The 19073-nt window shown below is 63.3% G+C and carries 21 protein-coding genes; 6 read left to right on the forward strand and 15 right to left on the reverse strand.

From position 1 onward, the window contains the following. Nucleotides 1-11: 11 nt before the first annotated feature. The 3 genes from A7D27_RS04055 to acs all read right to left on the reverse strand — a co-directional run bounded on the left by A7D27_RS04055 (nucleotide 12) and on the right by acs (nucleotide 4302). A complete protein-coding gene (locus tag A7D27_RS04055; RefSeq protein ID WP_069559663.1) occupies nucleotides 12-701 on the reverse strand; it encodes an ABC transporter permease in 690 nt (229 codons plus the stop codon). A 316-nt stretch (nucleotides 702-1017) separates the two neighbouring features. Continuing rightward, the gene (locus A7D27_RS04060; RefSeq protein WP_069564152.1) at nucleotides 1018-1800 is read right to left on the reverse strand and encodes an ABC transporter substrate-binding protein; all 783 of its coding nucleotides are present in this window, start codon (nucleotides 1798-1800) and stop codon (nucleotides 1018-1020) included. Between the two features lie 546 nt (nucleotides 1801-2346). Further along, on the reverse strand, nucleotides 2347-4302 hold the full coding sequence (gene acs / locus A7D27_RS04065) for an acetate--CoA ligase (RefSeq protein WP_069564153.1): 1956 nt from the start codon (nucleotides 4300-4302) through the stop codon (nucleotides 2347-2349). Between the two features lie 515 nt (nucleotides 4303-4817). Between acs and A7D27_RS04070 the strand changes: the two genes are divergently transcribed. Both A7D27_RS04070 and mdtI read left to right on the forward strand, forming a co-directional pair. Then, entirely contained in the window at nucleotides 4818-5174 is a 357-nt protein-coding gene (locus tag A7D27_RS04070; protein ID WP_044412322.1) for an SMR family transporter, read from the forward strand. After that, the gene (mdtI, locus tag A7D27_RS04075) at nucleotides 5171-5500 is read left to right on the forward strand and encodes a multidrug/spermidine efflux SMR transporter subunit MdtI (protein ID WP_069559666.1); all 330 of its coding nucleotides are present in this window, start codon (nucleotides 5171-5173) and stop codon (nucleotides 5498-5500) included. Before A7D27_RS04070 ends, mdtI begins: the two co-directional genes overlap by 4 nt. A 45-nt stretch (nucleotides 5501-5545) precedes the next feature. Here the strand turns inward: mdtI and A7D27_RS04080 are convergent, their stop codons facing one another. The 7 genes from A7D27_RS04080 to A7D27_RS04110 all read right to left on the reverse strand — a co-directional run bounded on the left by A7D27_RS04080 (nucleotide 5546) and on the right by A7D27_RS04110 (nucleotide 10089). Continuing rightward, nucleotides 5546-5971, reverse strand: a complete 426-nt coding sequence (locus tag A7D27_RS04080) for an organic hydroperoxide resistance protein (RefSeq protein ID WP_044412328.1) — start codon at nucleotides 5969-5971, stop codon at nucleotides 5546-5548. 187 nt (nucleotides 5972-6158) lie between these two features. Beyond that, entirely contained in the window at nucleotides 6159-6473 is a 315-nt protein-coding gene (locus A7D27_RS04085) for a hypothetical protein (protein ID WP_069559668.1), read from the reverse strand. Between the two features lie 138 nt (nucleotides 6474-6611). Further along, nucleotides 6612-6944, reverse strand: coding sequence for a YnfA family protein (locus A7D27_RS04090; protein WP_069559669.1), 333 nt, complete (start codon nucleotides 6942-6944; stop codon nucleotides 6612-6614). 42 nt (nucleotides 6945-6986) lie between these two features. Further along, nucleotides 6987-7415, reverse strand: coding sequence for a hypothetical protein (locus tag A7D27_RS04095; protein ID WP_044412337.1), 429 nt, complete (start codon nucleotides 7413-7415; stop codon nucleotides 6987-6989). A gap of 68 nt (nucleotides 7416-7483) precedes the next feature. Then, complete coding sequence (locus tag A7D27_RS04100; RefSeq protein WP_069564154.1) at nucleotides 7484-8650, reverse strand: CynX/NimT family MFS transporter; 1167 nt, start codon at nucleotides 8648-8650, stop codon at nucleotides 7484-7486. A 100-nt stretch (nucleotides 8651-8750) separates the two neighbouring features. Next, nucleotides 8751-9563: an SDR family oxidoreductase gene (locus tag A7D27_RS04105; RefSeq protein WP_069559671.1), complete on the reverse strand. Its 813-nt coding sequence runs from the start codon at nucleotides 9561-9563 to the stop codon at nucleotides 8751-8753. A 148-nt stretch (nucleotides 9564-9711) separates the two neighbouring features. Next, nucleotides 9712-10089: a DUF2784 domain-containing protein gene (locus tag A7D27_RS04110; protein WP_069559672.1), complete on the reverse strand. Its 378-nt coding sequence runs from the start codon at nucleotides 10087-10089 to the stop codon at nucleotides 9712-9714. Between the two features lie 174 nt (nucleotides 10090-10263). Between A7D27_RS04110 and A7D27_RS04115 the strand changes: the two genes are divergently transcribed. Next, the gene (locus tag A7D27_RS04115; protein ID WP_069559673.1) at nucleotides 10264-10422 is read left to right on the forward strand and encodes a DUF3309 family protein; all 159 of its coding nucleotides are present in this window, start codon (nucleotides 10264-10266) and stop codon (nucleotides 10420-10422) included. A 71-nt stretch (nucleotides 10423-10493) separates the two neighbouring features. Here A7D27_RS04115 and A7D27_RS04120 read toward each other — a convergent pair whose 3' ends face one another. Together A7D27_RS04120 and A7D27_RS04125 are read right to left on the reverse strand one after the other, a co-directional pair. After that, nucleotides 10494-12161 carry a cation acetate symporter gene (locus A7D27_RS04120; protein WP_069564155.1) on the reverse strand — a complete coding sequence of 556 codons (1668 nt, stop codon included), beginning with the start codon at nucleotides 12159-12161 and terminating at the stop codon, nucleotides 10494-10496. Then, on the reverse strand, nucleotides 12158-12469 hold the full coding sequence (locus tag A7D27_RS04125) for a DUF485 domain-containing protein (protein ID WP_069559675.1): 312 nt from the start codon (nucleotides 12467-12469) through the stop codon (nucleotides 12158-12160). Before A7D27_RS04125 ends, A7D27_RS04120 begins: the two co-directional genes overlap by 4 nt. A gap of 222 nt (nucleotides 12470-12691) precedes the next feature. Between A7D27_RS04125 and A7D27_RS04130 the strand changes: the two genes are divergently transcribed. After that, nucleotides 12692-12913 (forward strand): DUF2061 domain-containing protein, encoded by a 222-nt coding sequence (locus A7D27_RS04130; protein WP_069559676.1) that lies wholly within the window; start codon nucleotides 12692-12694, stop codon nucleotides 12911-12913. 115 nt (nucleotides 12914-13028) lie between these two features. After that, nucleotides 13029-14579: a beta (1-6) glucans synthase gene (locus A7D27_RS04135; RefSeq protein WP_069564156.1), complete on the forward strand. Its 1551-nt coding sequence runs from the start codon at nucleotides 13029-13031 to the stop codon at nucleotides 14577-14579. 207 nt (nucleotides 14580-14786) lie between these two features. Here A7D27_RS04135 and A7D27_RS04140 read toward each other — a convergent pair whose 3' ends face one another. Beyond that, complete coding sequence (locus A7D27_RS04140; RefSeq protein WP_069559678.1) at nucleotides 14787-15716, reverse strand: electron transfer flavoprotein subunit alpha/FixB family protein; 930 nt, start codon at nucleotides 15714-15716, stop codon at nucleotides 14787-14789. Beyond that, a complete protein-coding gene (locus A7D27_RS04145; protein ID WP_069559679.1) occupies nucleotides 15717-16466 on the reverse strand; it encodes an electron transfer flavoprotein subunit beta/FixA family protein in 750 nt (249 codons plus the stop codon). It abuts the gene before it with no gap. A gap of 322 nt (nucleotides 16467-16788) precedes the next feature. On the opposite strand from A7D27_RS04145, the gene A7D27_RS04150 reads away from it, so the two are divergent. Further along, the gene (locus A7D27_RS04150) at nucleotides 16789-18453 is read left to right on the forward strand and encodes an electron transfer flavoprotein-ubiquinone oxidoreductase (protein ID WP_069564157.1); all 1665 of its coding nucleotides are present in this window, start codon (nucleotides 16789-16791) and stop codon (nucleotides 18451-18453) included. Between the two features lie 57 nt (nucleotides 18454-18510). Here A7D27_RS04150 and A7D27_RS04155 read toward each other — a convergent pair whose 3' ends face one another. Further along, entirely contained in the window at nucleotides 18511-19071 is a 561-nt protein-coding gene (locus A7D27_RS04155; RefSeq protein WP_069564158.1) for a DUF1285 domain-containing protein, read from the reverse strand. Nucleotides 19072-19073: the final 2 nt, after the last annotated feature.

The following is a 19073-nucleotide window of genomic DNA, read 5'->3' on the forward strand; positions in this document are numbered from 1 at the left end:
CGCCCTCTCGCTCACAGATCGGCGGCCTTGATGCCGACGGAGTAACGTTTTTCCAGGAAGCGCAATGCCAGCAGCGACACGCTGGTCAGCACCAGGTACAGACCCGCCACGGCCAGGAAGAAGGTGAAGGGCTCGCGGGTGGCGTCTGCCGCACTTTTGGCCTTGAACATCATGTCCTGCAGGCCCACCACGGACACCAGCGCGGTGGCCTTGGTCAGCACCAGCCAGTTGTTGGTGAAGCCGGGGATGGCGAAGCGGATCATCTGCGGCACCAGGATGCGGAAGAACACCTGGCGGCCGTTCATGCCGTAGGCGAAGCCGGCCTCGCCCTGCCCTTTCGGAATGGCCATGAAGGCGCCCCGGAAGGTCTCGGACAGGTAGGCACCGAAGATGAAGCCGAGGGTAAAGACCCCGGACCAGAACGGGTCGAGGTCGATGTAATCGTCATAACCGACCATCGGCCCCACCAGGTTCACCACCTGCTGGCCGCCGTAGAAGATCAACAGGATCAGCACCAGGTCGGGAATGCCGCGGACCACGGTGGCGTAGGCATCGCCCATGATGGCCAGCCAGCGCACCGGCGACAGGCGAAAGGCCGCGCCGACCAGGCCGAGCAGGATGGCCATGGACATGGAGGACAACGCCAACTGCAGGGTGAGCCAGGCACCCTCGAGAATGGTCGAGCCGTAGCCGTTGAGCATATTTCAGGTCCTCTTGCAGCGCCCCAGGTGAAACCGGACAGCACCGCTGCAATGAAAAAGTGGCACAACCTGCAGGTTAACCGCCGACCGTGACGCCCGGTCGCGCGGTGCCGTAGGGCGCCTCTAAAAACGTGGACGAGGCAGTCAGCGCAAGGCAAAAACAGACGAAAAAGCGCAGTTTACGTGGGGTAAATGAGCATTTTGAGGCTGTTTTTAACGCCGCGATGACAACGCAGGTAGTTTTTAGAGGTGCCCCGTGGTCGCGGGGCGGCCTCAACGTCCTGGTTGTGCCACTTCCGGGGAAGGGCGGAGGGGATTACTCGCCGTAGATGTTGAACTGGAAGTACTTGTCCTGGACTTCCTTGTACTTGCCGTTGGCACGGATGGCGGCGATGGCGGCGTTGATCTTGTCCGCCAGGGCCTTGTCGCCCTTGCGAACGGCGATGCCGGCGCCTTCACCGAAGTACTTCGGATCGGTGTAGTCCGGGCCTACCAGGGCGAAGCCCTTGCCGGCTTCGGTCTTGAGGAAGCCGTCGTCGATGTTCACGGCATCGGCCAGGGTCGCGTCGAGGCGGCCGGCGGTCATGTCGAGGAACACTTCATTCTGCGAGCTGTAGCGCACCACTTCGATACCGGCCGGGGCGTAGACCTCGGTGGCGAAGCGGTCATAGGTGCTGGCGCGCTGAACGCCGACCTTCTTGCCCTTCAGGTCCGCCAGCGGGTCGTTGATCACGGTGCCGGCCTTCATCGCCAGCTTGATCGGGGTCAGGTAGTAGCGGTTGGTGAAGTCGACGGACTTCTTGCGGTCTTCGGTGATGGTCATCGAGGACAGCACGGCGTCGAACTTGCGCACCTTGAGGGCGGGGATCAGGCCGTCGAACTCCTGCTCGATCCACTGGCACTTGACCTTCATCTCTTCGCAGAGGGCGTTGCCGATGTCGTAGTCGAAGCCGGTGATCTTGCCGTCCGGGGTCTTGAAGGCGAAGGGCGGGTATGCGGCCTCGATGCCGATACGCAGGGGCTTGGAATCATCGGCAGTGGCTGCCAGCGGCGACAGCAGGGTCAGCGCCAGAGCGCCGAGAAGGGCAATCTTCTTCATGTTTGACTCCTTGGAATAGGGAAGCATCTGCTGGCAGGAGAGATCGTGCCCAGACCATTCAGCGAATTGTAGAAATAGGCGCGGGAATTACCTTGATTGAACTCAGGGAATTGGCCTTGGCCGGGTGAGCGGCATTCTAGCGACAGCCCTAAAGTCGATATTTCTTCAATGCGACAACAAATTACAAAAGGCCAGGACGGCCGAGAGGGAGAGATTGACAGAAACCTTCTTTTATGGCTAGGCAGTTCAATTCAGAACCTTCTGAAAAAGCAATTACCAGACCACTTTCCAACAACCCCAGAAAAAACAGGCCCTCCAGCCGATCACCAGGTTGTCAGACTCACCTCGCGCAGCACCAGCCCGGGGCAATCTGCTCCCTGGCGCCCCAGAATGGCGCGCAAGGTTACACCCCGACTGTTACCGCTCGCTATCCCCCATTGCAGCCTGTCATCCGCAGGCACCATCCGATATCAATCGACCAGAAGCAGAACGCCCCGCCGGGCTTGTGGCCGGGCGGGGCGTTCGCTGGAGCGGGAAGTAGTCGGATCAGGCGGCCTGCATGGTGCGGTGGGTGTCGATGAGGTGCTGCACCACGCCAGGATCAGCCAGCGTGGAGATGTCGCCGAGGGTGTCGTACTCGGCCACGGCGATCTTGCGCAGGATGCGCCGCATGATCTTGCCGGAGCGGGTCTTGGGCAGGCCGGGTGCCCACTGGATCACGTCCGGCGTGGCGATGGGGCCGATCTCGCGGCGCACCCACTGCTTCAGCTCCTGACGCAGCGCTTCGGAGGATTCCACGCCAGCGTTGAGGGTGACGTAGACGTAGATGCCCTGCCCCTTGATGTCGTGGGGGATGCCCACCACGGCAGCCTCGGCGACTTTCGGGTGGGCGACCATCGCGCTCTCGATCTCGGCGGTGCCCATGCGGTGGCCGGAGACGTTGAGCACGTCGTCGACGCGGCCGGTGATCCAGTAGTAGCCGTCCTCGTCGCGACGGGCACCGTCACCGGTGAAGTACATGCCCTTGAAGGTCTTGAAGTAGGTGTCGACGTAGCGGTCGTGGTCGCCGTACAGGGTACGGGCTTGGCCCGGCCAGGAGTCGATGATCACCAGGTTGCCTTCCGCGGCACCCTCGATCAGGTTGCCCAGGTTGTCCACCAGCGCCGGTTGCACGCCGAAGAAGGGCCGTGCGGCAGAACCCGGCTTGAGGGCGTGAGCCCCCGGCAGCGGGGTCATCAGGCAGGCGCCGGTCTCGGTCTGCCACCAGGTGTCGACGATCGGGCAGCGGGACTTGCCGACGTTTTCGTAGTACCAGTGCCAGGCTTCCGGATTGATCGGCTCGCCCACCGAACCCAGCAGGCGCAAGCTGGAGCCGTCGGCACCTGCCACGGCGGCCTTGCCCTCGGCCATCATCGCGCGGATGGCGGTGGGGGCGGTGTAGAGGATGTTGACCTTGTGCTTGTCGATGATCCTGGCGACGCGGGTGACGTCCGGGTAGTTCGGCACGCCTTCGAACATCAGGGTGGTGGCGCCATTGGAAAGCGGCCCGTAGACCAGGTAGGTGTGGCCGGTGACCCAGCCTATGTCAGCGGTGCACCAGAAGACTTCGCCCGGGCGGTAGTCGAACACGCGCTCATGGGTCAGCGAGGCGTAGACCAGGTAGCCGCCGGTGGTGTGCAGCACGCCCTTGGGCTTACCGGTGGAGCCGGAAGTGTAGAGGATGAACAGCGGGTCCTCGGCGCCCATTTCCTTCGGCAGGCACTGGCTGGAGGCGACCTTCATCAGGTCCTCGTACCAGACGTCGCGGTGCGGGTTCCACTTGATGTCCGAACCGGTGCGCTTGACCACGATCAGCTTCTGCACACTGCTGGTCTCGGGGTTGGTCAGGGCGTCGTCGACATTGGCTTTCAGCGGGGTCTTCTTGCCGCCGCGCAAGCCTTCGTCGGCGGTGATCACCACCTTGGACTTGCAGTCGATGATGCGGCCGGCCAGGGCCTCGGGAGAGAAGCCGCCGAAGACCACGGAGTGAATGGCGCCGATGCGGGTGCAGGCCAGCATGGCCACCACTGCCTCGGGAATCATCGGCATGTAGAGGGTGACCACGTCACCGCGGTGCACATCCTGGCCGCGCAGGGCGTTGGCGAACTTGCACACTTCTTCGTGCAGTTCGCGGTAGGTGATGTTGCGGTGCTCGGACGGGTCGTCGCCTTCCCAGATGATCGCCAGTTGGTCGCCGCGCTCGGCGAGGTGACGGTCCAGGCAGTTGGCGGAGAGGTTGAGGGTGCCGTCGGCGAACCACTTGATGTCGACGTGGTGGTCGTCGAAGGAGGTCTGCTTGACCTTGGTGAAGGGTTTGATCCAGTCGATGCGCTGAGCCTGCTCGCGCCAGAAACCATCGGGGTTGATCACCGACTGCTGGTACATGGCCTTGTAGGTCGCCTCGTTGGTCAGCGACTTTTCAGCCACCTCGGGACGCACCGGATACAGTGAAGCAGCACTCATGTCTCATACCTCGACGGGTAGTTGTTTTTGTATGCCGTCTTTTGTATCCCCCGCCTGTCAGTGGGGCCATTCGACCATGGTCTTACCGGACTTGGACCATGGTCTAAGCCCCGTGGAACGGGCCATCCAGCGCGTTTTCCAGGTGCCTCTGGCAGCGCCTGCCGCTCCAGGGCGCCGAAGCGCCATAACGATCAATAAAGCGAACAGTTTTTTGCCAGCTCCGAAAGCAAGTGCGCTCCAGCCCTTAACAATTGCGGAAATATTTAGCCAAAACCTATCGATTGATACGCATGGATACCTAAAGTTAATATTCCGTTCATTATGTTGAACAGTCACTCCCCTTCCCTGTCCTTCTCCCGTCTGGTGTCCCGCGAGGGCCACTGGACCGGCGACCTGTAGCGCCCCTCCCATTCGGGCCGGACGACTTCGGCCACCTGCGCCCTGCGCACACCCGAATCCGAAACACGGGCCATTCGCCACTGACGGCGAGCCCGCAATGCCCATGGGAGGGCACCATGCGTTCCTGGATCTATCTTCTGACGGCGATCTTCTTCGAGGTCGTCGGCACCACCTCCATGTCCTTTGCCAACGAAAACAACCCAGTGCTGGGGCACCTGCTGATGTACGGCCTGATCGGCCTGTCGTATTTCTTCCTGGCACTGGCCGTCAAGCGCGTCCCGGTCGGGGTTGCCTACGCCCTCTGGGAGGGCATCGGCATTGTGTTGATCACCGCCGTCAGCGTCGCCTGGCTCGGGGAAAGCCTCGGCCTGGCCAAGGCGCTGGGCATCGGCGTGATGATCGCCGGCATCCTGCTGATCAAGTTCGGCACCCACAGCTCGACCGAGCCGACTCGCCAGGAGGTAGCAGCATGAGCACCGTGACCTGGATTCACTTCGCCTGGCTGGGCGTGGCCATCGTCCTGGAAGTCCTGGCCAACGTCCTGCTCAAGTACTCCGACGGCTTCCGCCGGCGCCTGCTCGGCGGCCTGTCCATCCTCTGCATCCTCGCGGCCTTCACCGCGCTGGCTCAGGCGGTGCAGGGCATGGAGCTGTCGATGGCCTACGCCATCTGGGGCGGCTTCGGCATCATCGCCACCGTTGCCCTCGGCTGGGCCCTGTTCGGCCAGCGGCTGGCCTGGCGCGGCTGGCTCGGCCTGAGCTTGCTGGTAGGGGGCATGACCCTGCTGAAACTCGCCTGACATGAAAAAGGCCCCGCAAGGGGCCTTTTTCATTCGTGCCGGCGGTCAGACCAGAGTCAGGGTGACGTCGATGTTGCCGCGGGTGGCGTTGGAGTACGGGCAGACGATGTGGGCCTTGTCCACCAGTTCGCGGGCCTGAGCCTTGTCCATCCCCGGCAGGCTGATCTGCAGCTCCACCTCGATGCCGAAGCCGTTGGGGATGGCGCCGATGCCGACGATCCCTTCGATGGAAGCGTCAGCCGGCATCGGGTACTTGTCCCGTGCCGCGACGAACTTCATCGCGCCGATGAAGCACGCCGAGTAACCGGCCGCGAAGAGTTGCTCAGGGTTGGTGCCCGAGCCGCCGGCACCGCCCAGTTCGCGCGGGGTGGTCAGGGCGACGTCCAGCACGCCATCGGAGGAAACTGCACGGCCATCACGGCCACCGGTGGCTTCTGCGTAGGCGCGGTATACGACGTTTTCGATGCTCATGGTGCGGTCCTCATGATCAGGTTGCGTTGGGGTAGATCCGATTTGATTTGCGCGATTTTATTTAGCGTACAACTTTTCATGGCGATAAATTTATCGCTCACTTATTTTGTGCGCAAGCCATTTCATTGGATCGTTTCGCTATGACCTCATTCCAGCGAGGCATAAACCCAGCGCAGTGCCTGCTCGCCTAGCGATGAAAGCCCGCTCGGCTGAGCGCCTGGGTCAGTGCGAGGGCGTACTGTCCCTGGCAGTGCAGCCGCCCCTGCCCGTCCGGCAGGCCGAGCCCGAAGCCCTCGTCACCCTCGCCGAAATAGAGGATGCCATTGGGCAGCTCGGCCACCACCAGCACATCTTCCGGCTCGCCGAAGCGCAAGCGGGTGCAGGCATAGAAAGGCACGCGGCAGGCAGCGAACACCACCTGCTGGGCAGGCGAGCAGTCGCACAGGTGCTGGAACACCAGATTCTTGATTTCGACGGTCGAAAACGATTGGCAGGTATCCATGGCGGGGTCCGTCCTGCTTGTTATGGTTGAGCGGGCCTGACGTAGGGATCTTCGAACACCGAGTGCGAAAATCTAGCAGTCGCAGGGCGGCTTTCCACCCCAACCGGTAACAGGATCAGACAAACGCGACAGAGGGGCTCAGGACGAGGAAACGCGAGGCCCGAGCAGGATGATGACAGCACCGATGACGCAGAGCGCCGCCCCCAGCCAGTCGCTGGCCAGGGGGCGAGTGCGCTCGACGAAGGCCAGCCAACAGAGCGAGGCGACGATATAGACCCCGCCGTAGGCCGCGTAGGCCCGCCCGGCGTAGGCCGCCTCGATCCGGGTGAGCAGGAGGGCGAACAGGGTCAGGCTCAACAGCCCCGGGACGATCCACAGCGCACTGCGTCCAAGCCGCAGCCACATCCAGAAGGCGTAGCAGCCGGCGATCTCGAACAGGGCCGCGAGGAAGAACCAGAGGTAATTGAGCATGGATGCCTCCAGGGCAAGTGCGACCGTGCCGGCCGCATGGCGTCAGCCGCGCAACGCGCCTTCCCGTTCCCAGGCGCAGCGCACGCGCAGGCCGGCTTCCTGCGGGCTGTGGAAGCCCTGCTCGCTTTCCCAGCGGAAGGTGTGGGTGCCGTTGAGCTCCGTCTCCAGGTGCACCACGGCGCTGCCCCAGTAGAGCTGTTCCAGCAACGCTTCGAACTGCTTCACCCAGAGGTTCCACTCGTACTCGATAGCCGGGTAGCTGGCGCCGAAGTGGATCACCTGGGTCTGGTAGAGGCCGAGTCCGGGGCGGCGACTGAAGGAAAACATCTCGCGGCCGAGGAAGGGCCAGATATCGCCGGCAGGCAGGCGCTCGATCACCGCGCGATTGGTCTCGCGGCGATGATCCAGCACCTCGGGATCATCGGACGGCCAATCGCGGATGCAGCCATAGACGATGGATTCAGAGTCCACACAAGCACTCCAGGAAAACTGAGGCAGCCTTCTAACACAGGGCCGGCAGCCAGGAAAGGAACTGCGCGCTATTTCCGCGCTTCAGCCCTGCGTCGCCCCAGGAGCCACGCCAGCACACAGAGCAGCGAAGCCAGCCCGGTGATGACCATGAACGGCACCTGATAGTTGCCCGCCAGGTCACGCCCCAGGCCGGCAAGCACCGGCGTCAGGCTGCCCAGGCTGTAGCCGGCGAACAGCATCATCGCCGTCCATCGGCTCACCGCGAGGGAGCTGTTCACCTCGTAGAGCGGCAGCACCATGGCCAGGGAGAAGGAACCGGAGAGCCCCAGGCCCAGCAACAGCGCCCAGAGCCCGGGCACCTGGGTCGGTGCAAAGGTGATCATGGCCAGGCACAGCGTGGTAATGAAGCCACACCCCAGCAGCAGGTGATAACGGTTGCCGAAACGCTGGGCCAGCCAGGGCAGGATGAACGAGCTGGGCAGCCCCATCAGCATGAACAGACTGAACAGGCTGTTGCTGCGCAAGCTGCTGAAACCGGCTTCGGTATAGCGAGCCACCAGCCAGGTAGCCAGGGCATAGAACAGCCCGGCCTGGATGGCGAAGAGCGCTGTGATCAGCCAGGCTCTGGGCTCTCGCCAGGGCAGGCCGGCAGCCCCGCCCTCCTCCGCCTTCTCGGCCCGATTGGGCAGGCACAGCCAGAGCAGCATCGCCACGCCAGCCGGAATGGCCCAGGCCGCCAGGCCCAGGTGCCAACCGCCCTGGGCAAGCATCACCACCGGGTCGGTGAGCACGGCACCCGCTGCGCCGCCCACGGTCATGCTCAGGGCATACCAGGCGACGACCCGGCCGACGTGGTCATGGAAATGGCGCTTGATGAAGCCCGACATCAGCGGGCCGGCGATGGCAATGCCAGCGCCCAGCGCGGCAGCACTGCCGATCAGCACCGCGCTGTGGTGGGAACCGAGGCGGGCCGCCAGGGCCAGCCCGATCAATCCCAGGCAGCCGGCAATGACCCGCTCCAGGCCGAAACGCACGGCCAGGCGCGGGGCGAGAGGCGCCAGCAGCCCCATGCACAGGACCGGCAATGCAGTGGTCAGGCTGACCAGCCCCCGGCTCAGGGAAAGCTCGGCAGCAATGCGCTCGATGAGGGGAGCGAGGGAGGTGATGCCGGGACGAAGGTTGATCGCCCCCAGCACCAGGGCGAGCATCAGGAGGGCTCGGGATACAGGCTTCACGGGGTTTCCAGGTTGATCGGCAGGCAGGCCGGGGAGCGGAACCCTACTACTCCACTCCCCGGCCAGGCAAGGCTGGAAGCCCCATAAACTGACCGGTCGATCAGGACGCCTGGCGGTTCTTGGCGCGCATTTTCTCGGCCATGGTGGCCATTTCGTCGTAGAGGGCCTGAGGGTTCTTCTGCTTGATGGTCCAGGCCATCCGGCCCTGCTCGTGAGGCAGGATCATGAAGGTGCCGGCAGCCACTTCGTCGTAGATATGGCTGGCGATGTCGGCGGCGCTGATCGGCGAACTTTCCAGCAGCTTGCCCACCTGCTGCTTCATGGCCGGGGTCGGGCCACGGAAGGAATCCAGCAGGTTGGTCTGGAAGAAGGATGGGCACACCACATGGACGCCGATGCCCTCCTGGCGCAACTCGATCAGCAGGCTTTCCGACAGGGCCACCACGCCGGCCTTGGCCACGTTGTAGTTGCTCATGGCCGGCCCCTGCATCAGCGCCGCCATGGAGGCGATGTTGACGATGCGGCCACGGCTCTTCTGCAGCAGCGGCAGGAAGGCCTTGCAGCCCTTGACCACGCCCATGAGGTTGATCGCGATCTGCCAGTCCCAATCCTCCAGGGACAGCTCCTCGAAGAAGCCGCCGGAGGCCACGCCGGCGTTGTTGACGATGATGTCGATGCCGCCGAGCTTCTGCTCGCAGGCCTGGGCGAATGCGGTGAGCTGGCTGTAGTCACGCACGTCGCAACGCTGGGTGAAGCCATCGCCGCCGGCTTCGCGAACCAGGGCGAGGGTTTCCGCCAGGCCGGCCTCGTTAACATCAGACAGGGCGAGCTTGCTGCCTTCGCGGGCCCAGCGCAGGGCGATCTCGCGGCCCAGGCCCGAGCCGGCGCCAGTGATCATGATGCGGTTGTGCATGGTGAGGGTGCCTTCTGCTGTGCTAGATGCCCGCAGTGTAGCGAGGCCCCTGGCGCCGAAGCGCGAAATCAGGACGCTGAATGACCGGTGCAAAACGTTGCTTCACGAGCTTGCACAGCGCCCCGCGAGCGGCATCCCCGACAGCGCCTCAGAATGCTACGCGGCGCCTCAGCACACGCCACAGCACCAGTCCGTAGACCAGCAGGTTGAGGCAGATGACCACGGCGCCCAGCCAGAGTTGGATGGCATCGGTCAGCCCGGCCGGGTAGATCACCGGCAGGATATAGCGCTCGACGAAGCCACCGGGGTAGCCCGACTCACCCGCCGCGTGCCGCAAGCTGTTCTCCAGGTCCGTGAGCGGACAGCGCAGGTGCAGCAGCTCCACGCAGGCGCCCCAGGCCACGGCGGGCAGATGCAGCATCGCCATCCAGTTGCGCACCAGCACAGCCAACCCACCCAGCAGCACGAAAACAATGAAGGCCAGGTGCACCAGCACCACGGCATCCGCCGCTATCCGTTCGATCATCCGCTCGCCATCGGCGCGTCCCACGCCGCCCCTCGATAAAAGTTGGATTGAAAACACCCTGAACACACCGTGCTCCGCTGAAGTCGGAGCACATGGGCATGGGTAGAAAAGGCCGCACAGCCTCACCGCCCTGCGCCAGGAAGTCCAGAACCAATCAGAACCAAGGAGTCCACCATGGGCCTGAGCACCATCCTGCTGCTGATCCTGATCCTCCTGCTGGTCGGCGGACTGCCGGTCTTCCCCCACTCCCGCTCCTGGGGCTATGGCCCGTCGGGCATCGTCGGTGCGCTGCTGGTGATCGTCATCGTGCTGATGCTGCTGGGCCGCATCTAGCGCGGCGAACGACCGGCTCGAAAAAGAAGAAGGGCAGCCAGTGGCTGCCCTTCTTCTTGTTGGCCGAGCGATCAGTGGGCGACGGCGCCACTGGCACCCAGGCCGGTCTGGGAGCGGACGAACTGCGGGAAGAAGCGTGCACGCTCTTCATCAGCCGCGGTGGATTTGTCGGTGATGGAGAAGAACCAGATACCGACGAAGGCCACCAGGATGGAGAACAGGGCCGGGTACTCGTAGGGGTAGATGGCTTCGGCGTGGCCGAGAATCTGAACCCAGATGGTCGGGCCGAGGATCATCAACGTGACGGCCGTTACCAGACCCAGCCAGCCGCCGATCATGGCACCACGGGTGGTCAGCTTCTTCCAGTACATGGAAAGGATCAGCACCGGGAAGTTGCAGCTGGCGGCGATGGAGAAGGCCAGGCCCACCATGAAGGCGATGTTCTGCTTCTCGAACAGGATGCCCAGGCCGATGGCCAGGACGCCCAATGCGACGGTGGTGATCTTCGAGACGCGCAGCTCATCCTTCTCGTTGGCCTTGCCCTTCTTGATCACGGAGGCGTACAGATCGTGGGACACAGCCGAGGCGCCGGCCAGGGTCAGGCCTGCCACGACCGCGAGGATGGTGGCGAAGGCAACGGCGGAGATGAAGCCGAGGAACAGGCTGCCACCCACGGCGTTGGCCAGGTGCACCGCAGCCATGTTGTTGCCGCCGACGAGGGCGCCGGTGGCGTCCTTGAAGGCCGGGTTGGTGCTGACCAGCAGGATGGCGCCGAAGCCGATGATGAAGGTCAGGATGTAGAAGTAGCCGATGAAGCCGGTGGCGAAGAACACCGATTTGCGGGCTTCCTTGGCATCGCTCACGGTGAAGAAGCGCATCAGGATGTGCGGCAGGCCAGCGGTACCGAACATCAGCGCCAGGCCCAGGGAGATGGCCGATATCGGGTCTTTCACCAGACCGCCGGGGCTCATGATGGCCTCGCCTTTCGGGTGGACCTTGATGGCCTCGCTGAACAGGGCGGCGAAGTCGAAGTTGACGTGCTTGAGCACCATGATCGCCATGAAGGAGGCGCCGGAGAGCAGCAGCACGGCCTTGATGATCTGCACCCAGGTGGTGGCCAGCATGCCGCCGAACAGCACGTAGCAGACCATCAGGATGCCCACCAGGACCACGGCGACGTGGTAGTTAAGGCCGAACAGCAGCTCGATCAGCTTGCCGGCACCGACCATCTGCGCGATGAGGTAGAAGGCCACCACCACCAGCGAACCGCAGGCAGAGAGGGTGCGGATCTCCTTCTGCTTCAGGCGGTAGGAGGCGACGTCGGCGAAGGTGTACTTGCCGAGGTTGCGCAGGCGTTCGGCGATCAGGAACAGGATCACCGGCCAACCGACGAGGAAGCCGATGGAGTAGATCAGGCCGTCATAACCCGAGGTGAATACCAGCGCGGAAATACCTAGGAAGGACGCGGCGGACATGTAGTCGCCGGCAATCGCCAGGCCGTTCTGGAAGCCGGTGATGCTGCCGCCGGCGGTGTAGAAGTCGGCAGTCGACTTGCTGCGCTTGGAGGCCCAGTAGGTGATGCAGAGGGTGAAGCCGACGAAGGCCACGAACATGACGATCGCGGACACGTTCATCGGCTGGCGTTGCACATCGCCTTCGATGGCACCGGCTGCCCAGAGTGCCGGCGCGGCGACCATCAGGCCCGCGGCGGCAAGAAGCGAGAGAATACGCGCGCTCATTGCTGCGCCTCCTTGAGGATTTCCTGGTTCAGCCGGTCGAACTCGCCATTGGCGCGGCGCACGTAGATGCCGGTCAGGACGAAGGCGGTGAGGATGATCCCGACGCCGATCGGGATGCCGAGGGTGATGGGCGAGTCAGCACTGAGGCGCGTGCCCAGGACTTGCGGCTCGAAGGCGATCAGCAGGATGAAGGCCAGGTAGAGGCCGAGCATGATGGCAGAGAGCAACCAGGCGAAACGTTCACGCTTGGTCACCAGTTCTTGGAAGCGCGGATTCTCGTGAATCCGTTGGTAAATGCTGTCGTTCATTTTGTTGTTGTCCTCCACAGCACATGGGTGGTGAAAGCAACTCTAGATCGACCATGCACGGGTGACAGACGACCTTAGTCGTAGCGCCGCCGCTTTCTAGACGAAGGTCGTACGCCCTTGATTGATCCGGGCTATCGCCACCATTCCTGCGTTGAATTTCCTTTCGTATCGCAGGGTCACTAGCCTAGCGAACATGAATCATTCGCAACCGGGAGCGCCATCATGCTCAAGACCATGACCTTCACCCTCATGCACTTCGGCATTGCCTTCACCGTGGCTTACCTGCTCACTGGCAGCGTGACGGTCGGCGGCCTGGTGGCCCTGGTGGAACCCCTGGTGAACTCGGTGGGTTTTTACCTGCACGAGAAAGTCTGGAAGCGCTTGGAAGCCCGTGGCATCGGTGGCGAGAACGGCATTGCGAGCTGGGCCCATCGCCACGCCTGACACTGACGGTAACGGCTGGACACCGGCCCGGGCGGACCGCGAGGAAAGGCACATTCCTACGCGGGGTGTGAATCCGCTAAGATTCGGCGCTTTGCCGCCAGTCGCGACACATCCAATGAGCCCAACCAGCCGATTCCCCCTGTTTCCCTACCTGTTCGCATCGCTGATCGCCCTGCTGTCGCTTGCCGGCCTCTGGTACAGCCAGGGCAAGCCGGTAATCCTGCCGGACGCCGCCACGCCAACCCACAAGCTGCAGTGCGCGTCCTACAGCCCCTTCGACAAGGACCAGTCGCCGTTCGACCAGCCGTTCGTCCTGCGGCCCGAACGCATGGATGCCGACCTGGCGCTGCTGGCGACGCGCTTCCACTGCGTGCGCACCTATTCGATGACCGGCCTCGAGGCCATACCGGAGCTGGCCCGCAAGCACGGACTGAAGCTGATGCTCGGCGCTTGGGTCAACGGCAACGCGCTGGACACCGGCAAGGAAATCGATGCCCTGGTGAAAGCCGCCAACGCCAACCCGGACGTGGTCGAGTCGGTGATCGTCGGTAACGAGACCCTGCTGCGCAAGGAAGTGACCGGTACCCAGTTGGCCAAGCTGATCACCGAAGTGAAAGCCCGGGTAAAGCAACCAGTGACCTACGCCGATGTGTGGGAGTTCTGGCTGCGCCATCCCGAGGTGGCGCCGACGGTGGACTTCCTCACCATCCACTTGCTGCCCTACTGGGAAGATGATCCGGCGGGCATCGACGAGGCTCTTGCCCATGTAGGCGAGATCCGCGAGGACTTCGGCAAGCGCTTTGCGCCGAAGGACATCCTGATCGGTGAGACCGGCTGGCCCAGCGAGGGACGCCAACGCGAAACGGCCCTGCCCAGCCGCGTCAACGAGGCCAAGTTCATCCGTGGCTTCGTCCACATGGCCGAGGAGAACGGCTGGCGCTACAACCTGATCGAAGCCTTCGACCAGCCCTGGAAGCGCGTCAGCGAAGGCGCGGTGGGCGGCTACTGGGGCCTGTTCAGCGCTGACCGCACCGAGAAGGGCGTCCTGGCCGGGCCGGTCTCGAACCTCCCCCACTGGCCGAACTGGCTGGGCGCCAGCGCCCTGTTGTTCCTGGTCGCCATGGCCCTGGGTGGCCGCCCTGCCTCGGTACGCGCTGCCTGGCTGATGCCGCTGCTGGCCGCCCTGGGTGCCGGCAGCATCGGCATGTGGGCCGAGCTGACCCGCGTGACCGCACGCTATGCCGGCGAGTGGGCCTGGGCCGCCGCCATCGTGGCGCTGAACCTGGTGGTGCTGGCCCACGGCGTGCTGAGCCTGTCCGCCCGGGGTGCAGCGCGTGAACGCTTGTTCGCCTGGCTGGAAGCCCGTGGCGGCTGGTGGCTGCTCGGTGCCGGCTTCGTCGGCGCGGTACTGATGCTGGGCCTGGTGTTCGATGCGCGCTACCGCAGCTTCCCCAGCGCAGCACTGCTGCTGCCGGCGCTGTTCTATCTCGCTCGCCCGGTCAGCGCCTCGCGCCGCGAGACACTGCTGCTGGCCCTGATGATCGGCCTGGGTATCATTCCCCAGCTCGTCGAGGAAACCCTGGGCAATATCCAGGCCATCGGCTGGGCTGCCACCGCCCTGCTGATGACACTGGCGATGGTTCGCAGCCTGAAGCTGACACGCTGACACCGGCTGGACCGCTCGAAGAGCCCGCCTTATGGCGGGCTTTTTGTTATCCGGCCGACAGCCCTCGGGACTACAGTGGACCGCAGCGCGAAGCAGGCAAGGACATGCAGACTTCAGGAGACAGGTCGGGATGGTTGCCGCCAGGAATCATGCAGGCATGAAAAAGCCCGCCAGGAGGCGGGCTTTTTCACGACTGGGGCAGCGGGATCAGACCAGCTTTTCCAGCTCGGGTACGGCTTCGAACAGGTCAGCCACCAGGCCGTAGTCAGCCACCTGGAAGATCGGGGCTTCTTCGTCCTTGTTGATGGCGACGATGACCTTGGAGTCCTTCATGCCGGCCAGGTGCTGAATGGCACCGGAGATGCCCACGGCGATGTACAGCTGCGGGGCAACGATCTTGCCGGTCTGGCCGACCTGCATGTCGTTCGGCACGAAGCCGGCGTCGACGGCGGCGCGGGAAGCACCGACGGCAGCGCCCAGCTTGTCGGCCAGGGCGTACAGGTGCTTGAAGTTGTCACCGTTGCCCATGCCACGGCCGCCGGATACGACGATCTTGGCTGCGGTCAGTTCGGGACGGTCGGACTTGGCCAGCTCTTCGCCCACGAAGGCGGACTTGCCAGCGTCGTTGGCAGCACCTACGGCTTCGATGGCGGCGGAGCCACCTTCGGCAGCAGCGGCATCGAAACCGGTGGTACGAACGGTGATCACCTTGATGGCAGCAGTGGACTGCACGGTGGCGATGGCGTTACCGGCGTAGATCGGACGCTTGAAGGTATCGGCACTTTCAACGGCGATGATCTCGGAGATCTGGTCGACGTCCAGCAGCGCAGCAGCGCGCGGCAGGAAGTTCTTGCCGTTGGTGGTGGCAGCAGCCAGGACGTGGCTGTAGCCCTTGCCCAGTTCGGCGATCAGAGGCGCGACGTTTTCCGGCAGCTGATGGGCGAAAGCCGCGTTGTCAGCAACCAGTACCTTGGAAACGCCAGCAACCTTGGCAGCCGCTTCGGCAGCACCGCCAACGCCGGAACCGGCAACCAGGACGTGAATGTCGCCGCCGATCTTCTGGGCAGCGGTCACTACGTTCAGGGTAGCGGCGGCCAGGGCGGAGTTAGTGTGTTCAGCGATAACCAGGATAGCCATTTAGATTACCTTCGCCTCGTTCTTCAGTTTCTCGACCAGTTCAGCCACGGACTTGACCTTGATGCCGGCGCTGCGGGCAGCAGGCGCTTCTACTTTCAGGGTCTTGACGGTGGAGGCGGTGGAAACGCCCAGGGCGTCGGGGGTAACCACGTCCAGCGGCTTCTTCTTGGCCTTCATGATGTTCGGCAGCGAAGCGTAGCGCGGCTCGTTCAGGCGCAGGTCGGTGGTGACGATGGCCGGGAGGTTCAGGGCCACGGTCTGCAGGCCGCCGTCGATCTCACGGGTGACGTTGACCTTGTCGCCGGCGACTTCGACCTTGGAGGCGAAAGTGCCCTGAGCGAAACCGGTGAGGGCGCCCAGCATCTGGCCAGTCTGGTTGTTGTCGCTGTCGATGGACTGCTTGCCGAGGATCACGAGCTGGGGTTGCTCCTTGTCCACGACGGCTTTCAGCAGCTTGGCGACGGCCAGGGAGTTCAGTTCATCGGCCGACTCGACCAGAATGGCGCGGTCAGCACCGAGGGCCAGGGCAGTACGCAGCTGCTCTTGAGCGGTGTTCGGGCCAATGGTGACGACGACGATTTCGGTCGCGACGCCTTTTTCCTTCAGACGCACGGCCTCTTCGACAGCGATCTCGCAGAAGGGGTTCATCGACATCTTGACGTTGGCGAGGTCGACGCCGGAGTTGTCCGCCTTGACGCGGACCTTGACGTTGTAGTCGACCACTCGTTTGACAGCTACAAGAACCTTCATGGATTCCTCGTTACTCTCCGGTGAAATAAGAATGTCGCCAAGGCGAACCTGGCGGGTGATGCTCATCGGCCGGAACCGACGGTCAGCCCATACGGCGAGCGCAAAACCGCCCGTATCTTGACCGTAACACCCAAACCGGTCAATACGGAAAAACACCCAGTCATAAGCCGCAGAGCCTTATCCTATCAGGCTTTGACAAAATTCAAACAAACGTTTGTATTGGACCCGCCAAAGGGTGTGGATATAATGCGCCAGCTCTGGTCAGGGATCGAGCCTAGCCCTCCCACATAAAACATCGAAGAGAGCCTTGAGGAGATAGACAGTGGAACGCGAATACATGGAATTCGACGTCGTCATCGTCGGCGCCGGCCCATCTGGCCTGTCCGCAGCATGCCGACTGAAGCAGAAGGCCGCCGAAGCTGGTCAGGAGATCAGCGTGTGCGTGGTCGAGAAAGGTTCCGAAGTCGGCGCCCACATCCTCTCGGGTGCAGTCTTCGAACCCCGCGCGCTCAATGAGCTGTTCCCTGACTGGAAGGAGCTGGGCGCTCCGCTGAACACGCCGGTCAAGCGCGACGACATCTATATGCTCAAGGATGCCGAAGGCGCGATCAAGATCCCCGACCTCTTCGTGCCCAAGACCATGCACAACGAGGGCAACTACATCATCTCCCTGGGCAACCTGTGCCGCTGGCTGGCCCAGCAGGCCGAAGGCCTGGGCGTCGAGATCTACCCGGGCTTCGCCGCCCAGGAAGCGCTGATCGATGAGAACGGCGTGGTTCGCGGCATCGTCACCGGCGACCTCGGCGTCGACCGTGAAGGCAACCCGAAGGAAGGCTACTACACCCCTGGCATGGAACTGCGTGCCAAGTACACCCTGTTCGCCGAAGGCTGCCGTGGCCACATCGGCAAGCAACTGATCAAGAAGTACAACCTCGACTCCGAAGCAGACGCCCAGCACTACGGCATCGGCATCAAGGAAATCTGGGACATCGACCCGTCCAAGCATGAGCAGGGCTTGGTGGTGCACACCGCCGGCTGGCCGATGGACATTATGGGCACCGAGAACACGGGCGGCTCCTTCCTCTATCACCTGGAGAACAACCAGGTGGTCGTGGGCCTGATCATCGACCTGTCCTACGCCAACCCCTACCTCTCGCCGTTCGACGAGTTCCAGCGCTACAAGCACCACCCGGTGATCAAGCAGTATCTGGAAGGCGGCAAGCGCGTCGCCTACGGTGCCCGCGCCATCTGCAAGGGCGGCCTGAATTCCCTGCCGAAGATGGTCTTCCCGGGCGGCGCGCTGATCGGCTGCGACCTGGGCACCCTGAACTTCGCCAAGATCAAGGGCAGCCACACCGCCATGAAGTCCGGCATGCTCGCTGCGGAGGCCATCGCTGCCGCCCTGGCCGCCGGCAAGGAAGGTGGCGACGAGCTGACCGGCTACGTCGATGCCTTCAAGTCCAGCTGGTTGTACGACGAGCTGTTCTGCAGCCGCAACTTCGGCGCTGCCATCCACAAGTACGGCGCCCTGGTCGGCGGTGCATTCAACTACATCGACCAGAACTGGTTCGGCGGCAAGATTCCCTTCACCCTGCGTGACAACAAGCCGGACTACGCCTGCCTGAAGCCCGCCGCCCAGTCCCAGCGCATCGACTATCCGAAGCCGGACGGCAAGATCAGCTTCGACAAGCTGTCCTCGGTATTCCTCTCCAACACCAACCATGAAGAGGAACAACCCTGCCACCTGAATCTCACCGACCCGAGCATCCCGCTCGAGAAGAACCTGCCGCTGTACGACGAGCCCGCCCAACGCTACTGCCCGGCCGGCGTATACGAGGTGGTGACCCAGGAAGACGGCAACAAGCGCTTCCAGATCAACGCCCAGAACTGCGTCCACTGCAAGACCTGCGACATCAAGGACCCGGCGCAGAACATCACCTGGGTTGCCCCGGAAGGCACAGGCGGCCCGAACTACCCCAACATGTAATCGCCACAAGCAGAAAAGGCCCCAAGGGGCCTTTTTTGTTATTTGTGGGAAAGCCGATCAAGGTTCTTCGCCGATCGGGAAGAACTCCCCACCCGACCAGACTCCAAGCCAGCGACGCCCATCGATCTCGCGCACCACCGCCAACTCGACCAGTTGGTAGAAGACATTGCGGTGTATCAACGCCTCCAGGTTGGCCCGCACATGCACATAGGGCGAAGGCTCCTGGGTGAGCGGATCGATCACCACGCGAATGGGGTGCTCGGCGCCGGCCTCCACCTCGTCCTCGACATGCGTGACGAAGCGCAGCACCTGCCGCTCGCCCTCCCCGCCCACCTCGACACTTACTGCAACGAAGGGCGCGTCCTCGACGGTGATGCCCACCTTTTCCACCGGTGTCACCAGGAAGTAGTCGTCACCATCGCGGCGGATGATGGACGAGAACAGCCGTACCATCGGCTTCCGCCCGATGGGCGAACCGAGGTAGTACCAGGTCCCGTCCCGGGCGATGCGCATGTCGATGTCGCCGCAGAAATCGGGGTTCCACAGGTGCACAGGCGGCAACCCCTTTCCCTTGGGCAGCTGTGCCAGCAGATCACCTGCCTTGCCTGTGTCGCTCATGA

The sequence above is a fragment of the Pseudomonas sp. 1D4 genome (assembly GCF_001728925.1).
Classification (GTDB): Bacteria; Pseudomonadota; Gammaproteobacteria; order Pseudomonadales; family Pseudomonadaceae; genus Metapseudomonas; species Metapseudomonas otitidis.

Excerpts from the sequence above, each read along its gene's own strand:
- A7D27_RS04110 (WP_069559672.1), bottom strand. The coding sequence starts at position 10,089 with ATGATCGAACGGATAGCGGCGGATGCCGTGGTGCTGGTGCACCTGGCC.
- A7D27_RS04090 (WP_069559669.1), bottom strand. The coding sequence starts at position 6,944 with ATGCTCAATTACCTCTGGTTCTTCCTCGCGGCCCTGTTCGAGATCGCC.
- A7D27_RS04060 (WP_069564152.1), bottom strand. The coding sequence starts at position 1,800 with ATGAAGAAGATTGCCCTTCTCGGCGCTCTGGCGCTGACCCTGCTGTCG.
- A7D27_RS04140 (WP_069559678.1), bottom strand. The coding sequence starts at position 15,716 with ATGGCTATCCTGGTTATCGCTGAACACACTAACTCCGCCCTGGCCGCC.
- A7D27_RS04085 (WP_069559668.1), bottom strand. The coding sequence starts at position 6,473 with ATGGATACCTGCCAATCGTTTTCGACCGTCGAAATCAAGAATCTGGTG.
- A7D27_RS04155 (WP_069564158.1), bottom strand. The coding sequence starts at position 19,071 with ATGAGCGACACAGGCAAGGCAGGTGATCTGCTGGCACAGCTGCCCAAG.
- A7D27_RS04105 (WP_069559671.1), bottom strand. The coding sequence starts at position 9,563 with ATGCACAACCGCATCATGATCACTGGCGCCGGCTCGGGCCTGGGCCGC.
- A7D27_RS04055 (WP_069559663.1), bottom strand. The coding sequence starts at position 701 with ATGCTCAACGGCTACGGCTCGACCATTCTCGAGGGTGCCTGGCTCACC.
- A7D27_RS04080 (WP_044412328.1), bottom strand. The coding sequence starts at position 5,971 with ATGAGCATCGAAAACGTCGTATACCGCGCCTACGCAGAAGCCACCGGT.
- A7D27_RS04070 (WP_044412322.1), top strand. The coding sequence starts at position 4,818 with ATGCGTTCCTGGATCTATCTTCTGACGGCGATCTTCTTCGAGGTCGTC.
- A7D27_RS04130 (WP_069559676.1), top strand. The coding sequence starts at position 12,692 with ATGCTCAAGACCATGACCTTCACCCTCATGCACTTCGGCATTGCCTTC.
- A7D27_RS04135 (WP_069564156.1), top strand. The coding sequence starts at position 13,029 with ATGAGCCCAACCAGCCGATTCCCCCTGTTTCCCTACCTGTTCGCATCG.
- A7D27_RS04145 (WP_069559679.1), bottom strand. The coding sequence starts at position 16,466 with ATGAAGGTTCTTGTAGCTGTCAAACGAGTGGTCGACTACAACGTCAAG.
- acs (WP_069564153.1), bottom strand. The coding sequence starts at position 4,302 with ATGAGTGCTGCTTCACTGTATCCGGTGCGTCCCGAGGTGGCTGAAAAG.
- A7D27_RS04115 (WP_069559673.1), top strand. The coding sequence starts at position 10,264 with ATGGGCCTGAGCACCATCCTGCTGCTGATCCTGATCCTCCTGCTGGTC.
- A7D27_RS04125 (WP_069559675.1), bottom strand. The coding sequence starts at position 12,469 with ATGAACGACAGCATTTACCAACGGATTCACGAGAATCCGCGCTTCCAA.
- A7D27_RS04120 (WP_069564155.1), bottom strand. The coding sequence starts at position 12,161 with ATGAGCGCGCGTATTCTCTCGCTTCTTGCCGCCGCGGGCCTGATGGTC.
- mdtI (WP_069559666.1), top strand. The coding sequence starts at position 5,171 with ATGAGCACCGTGACCTGGATTCACTTCGCCTGGCTGGGCGTGGCCATC.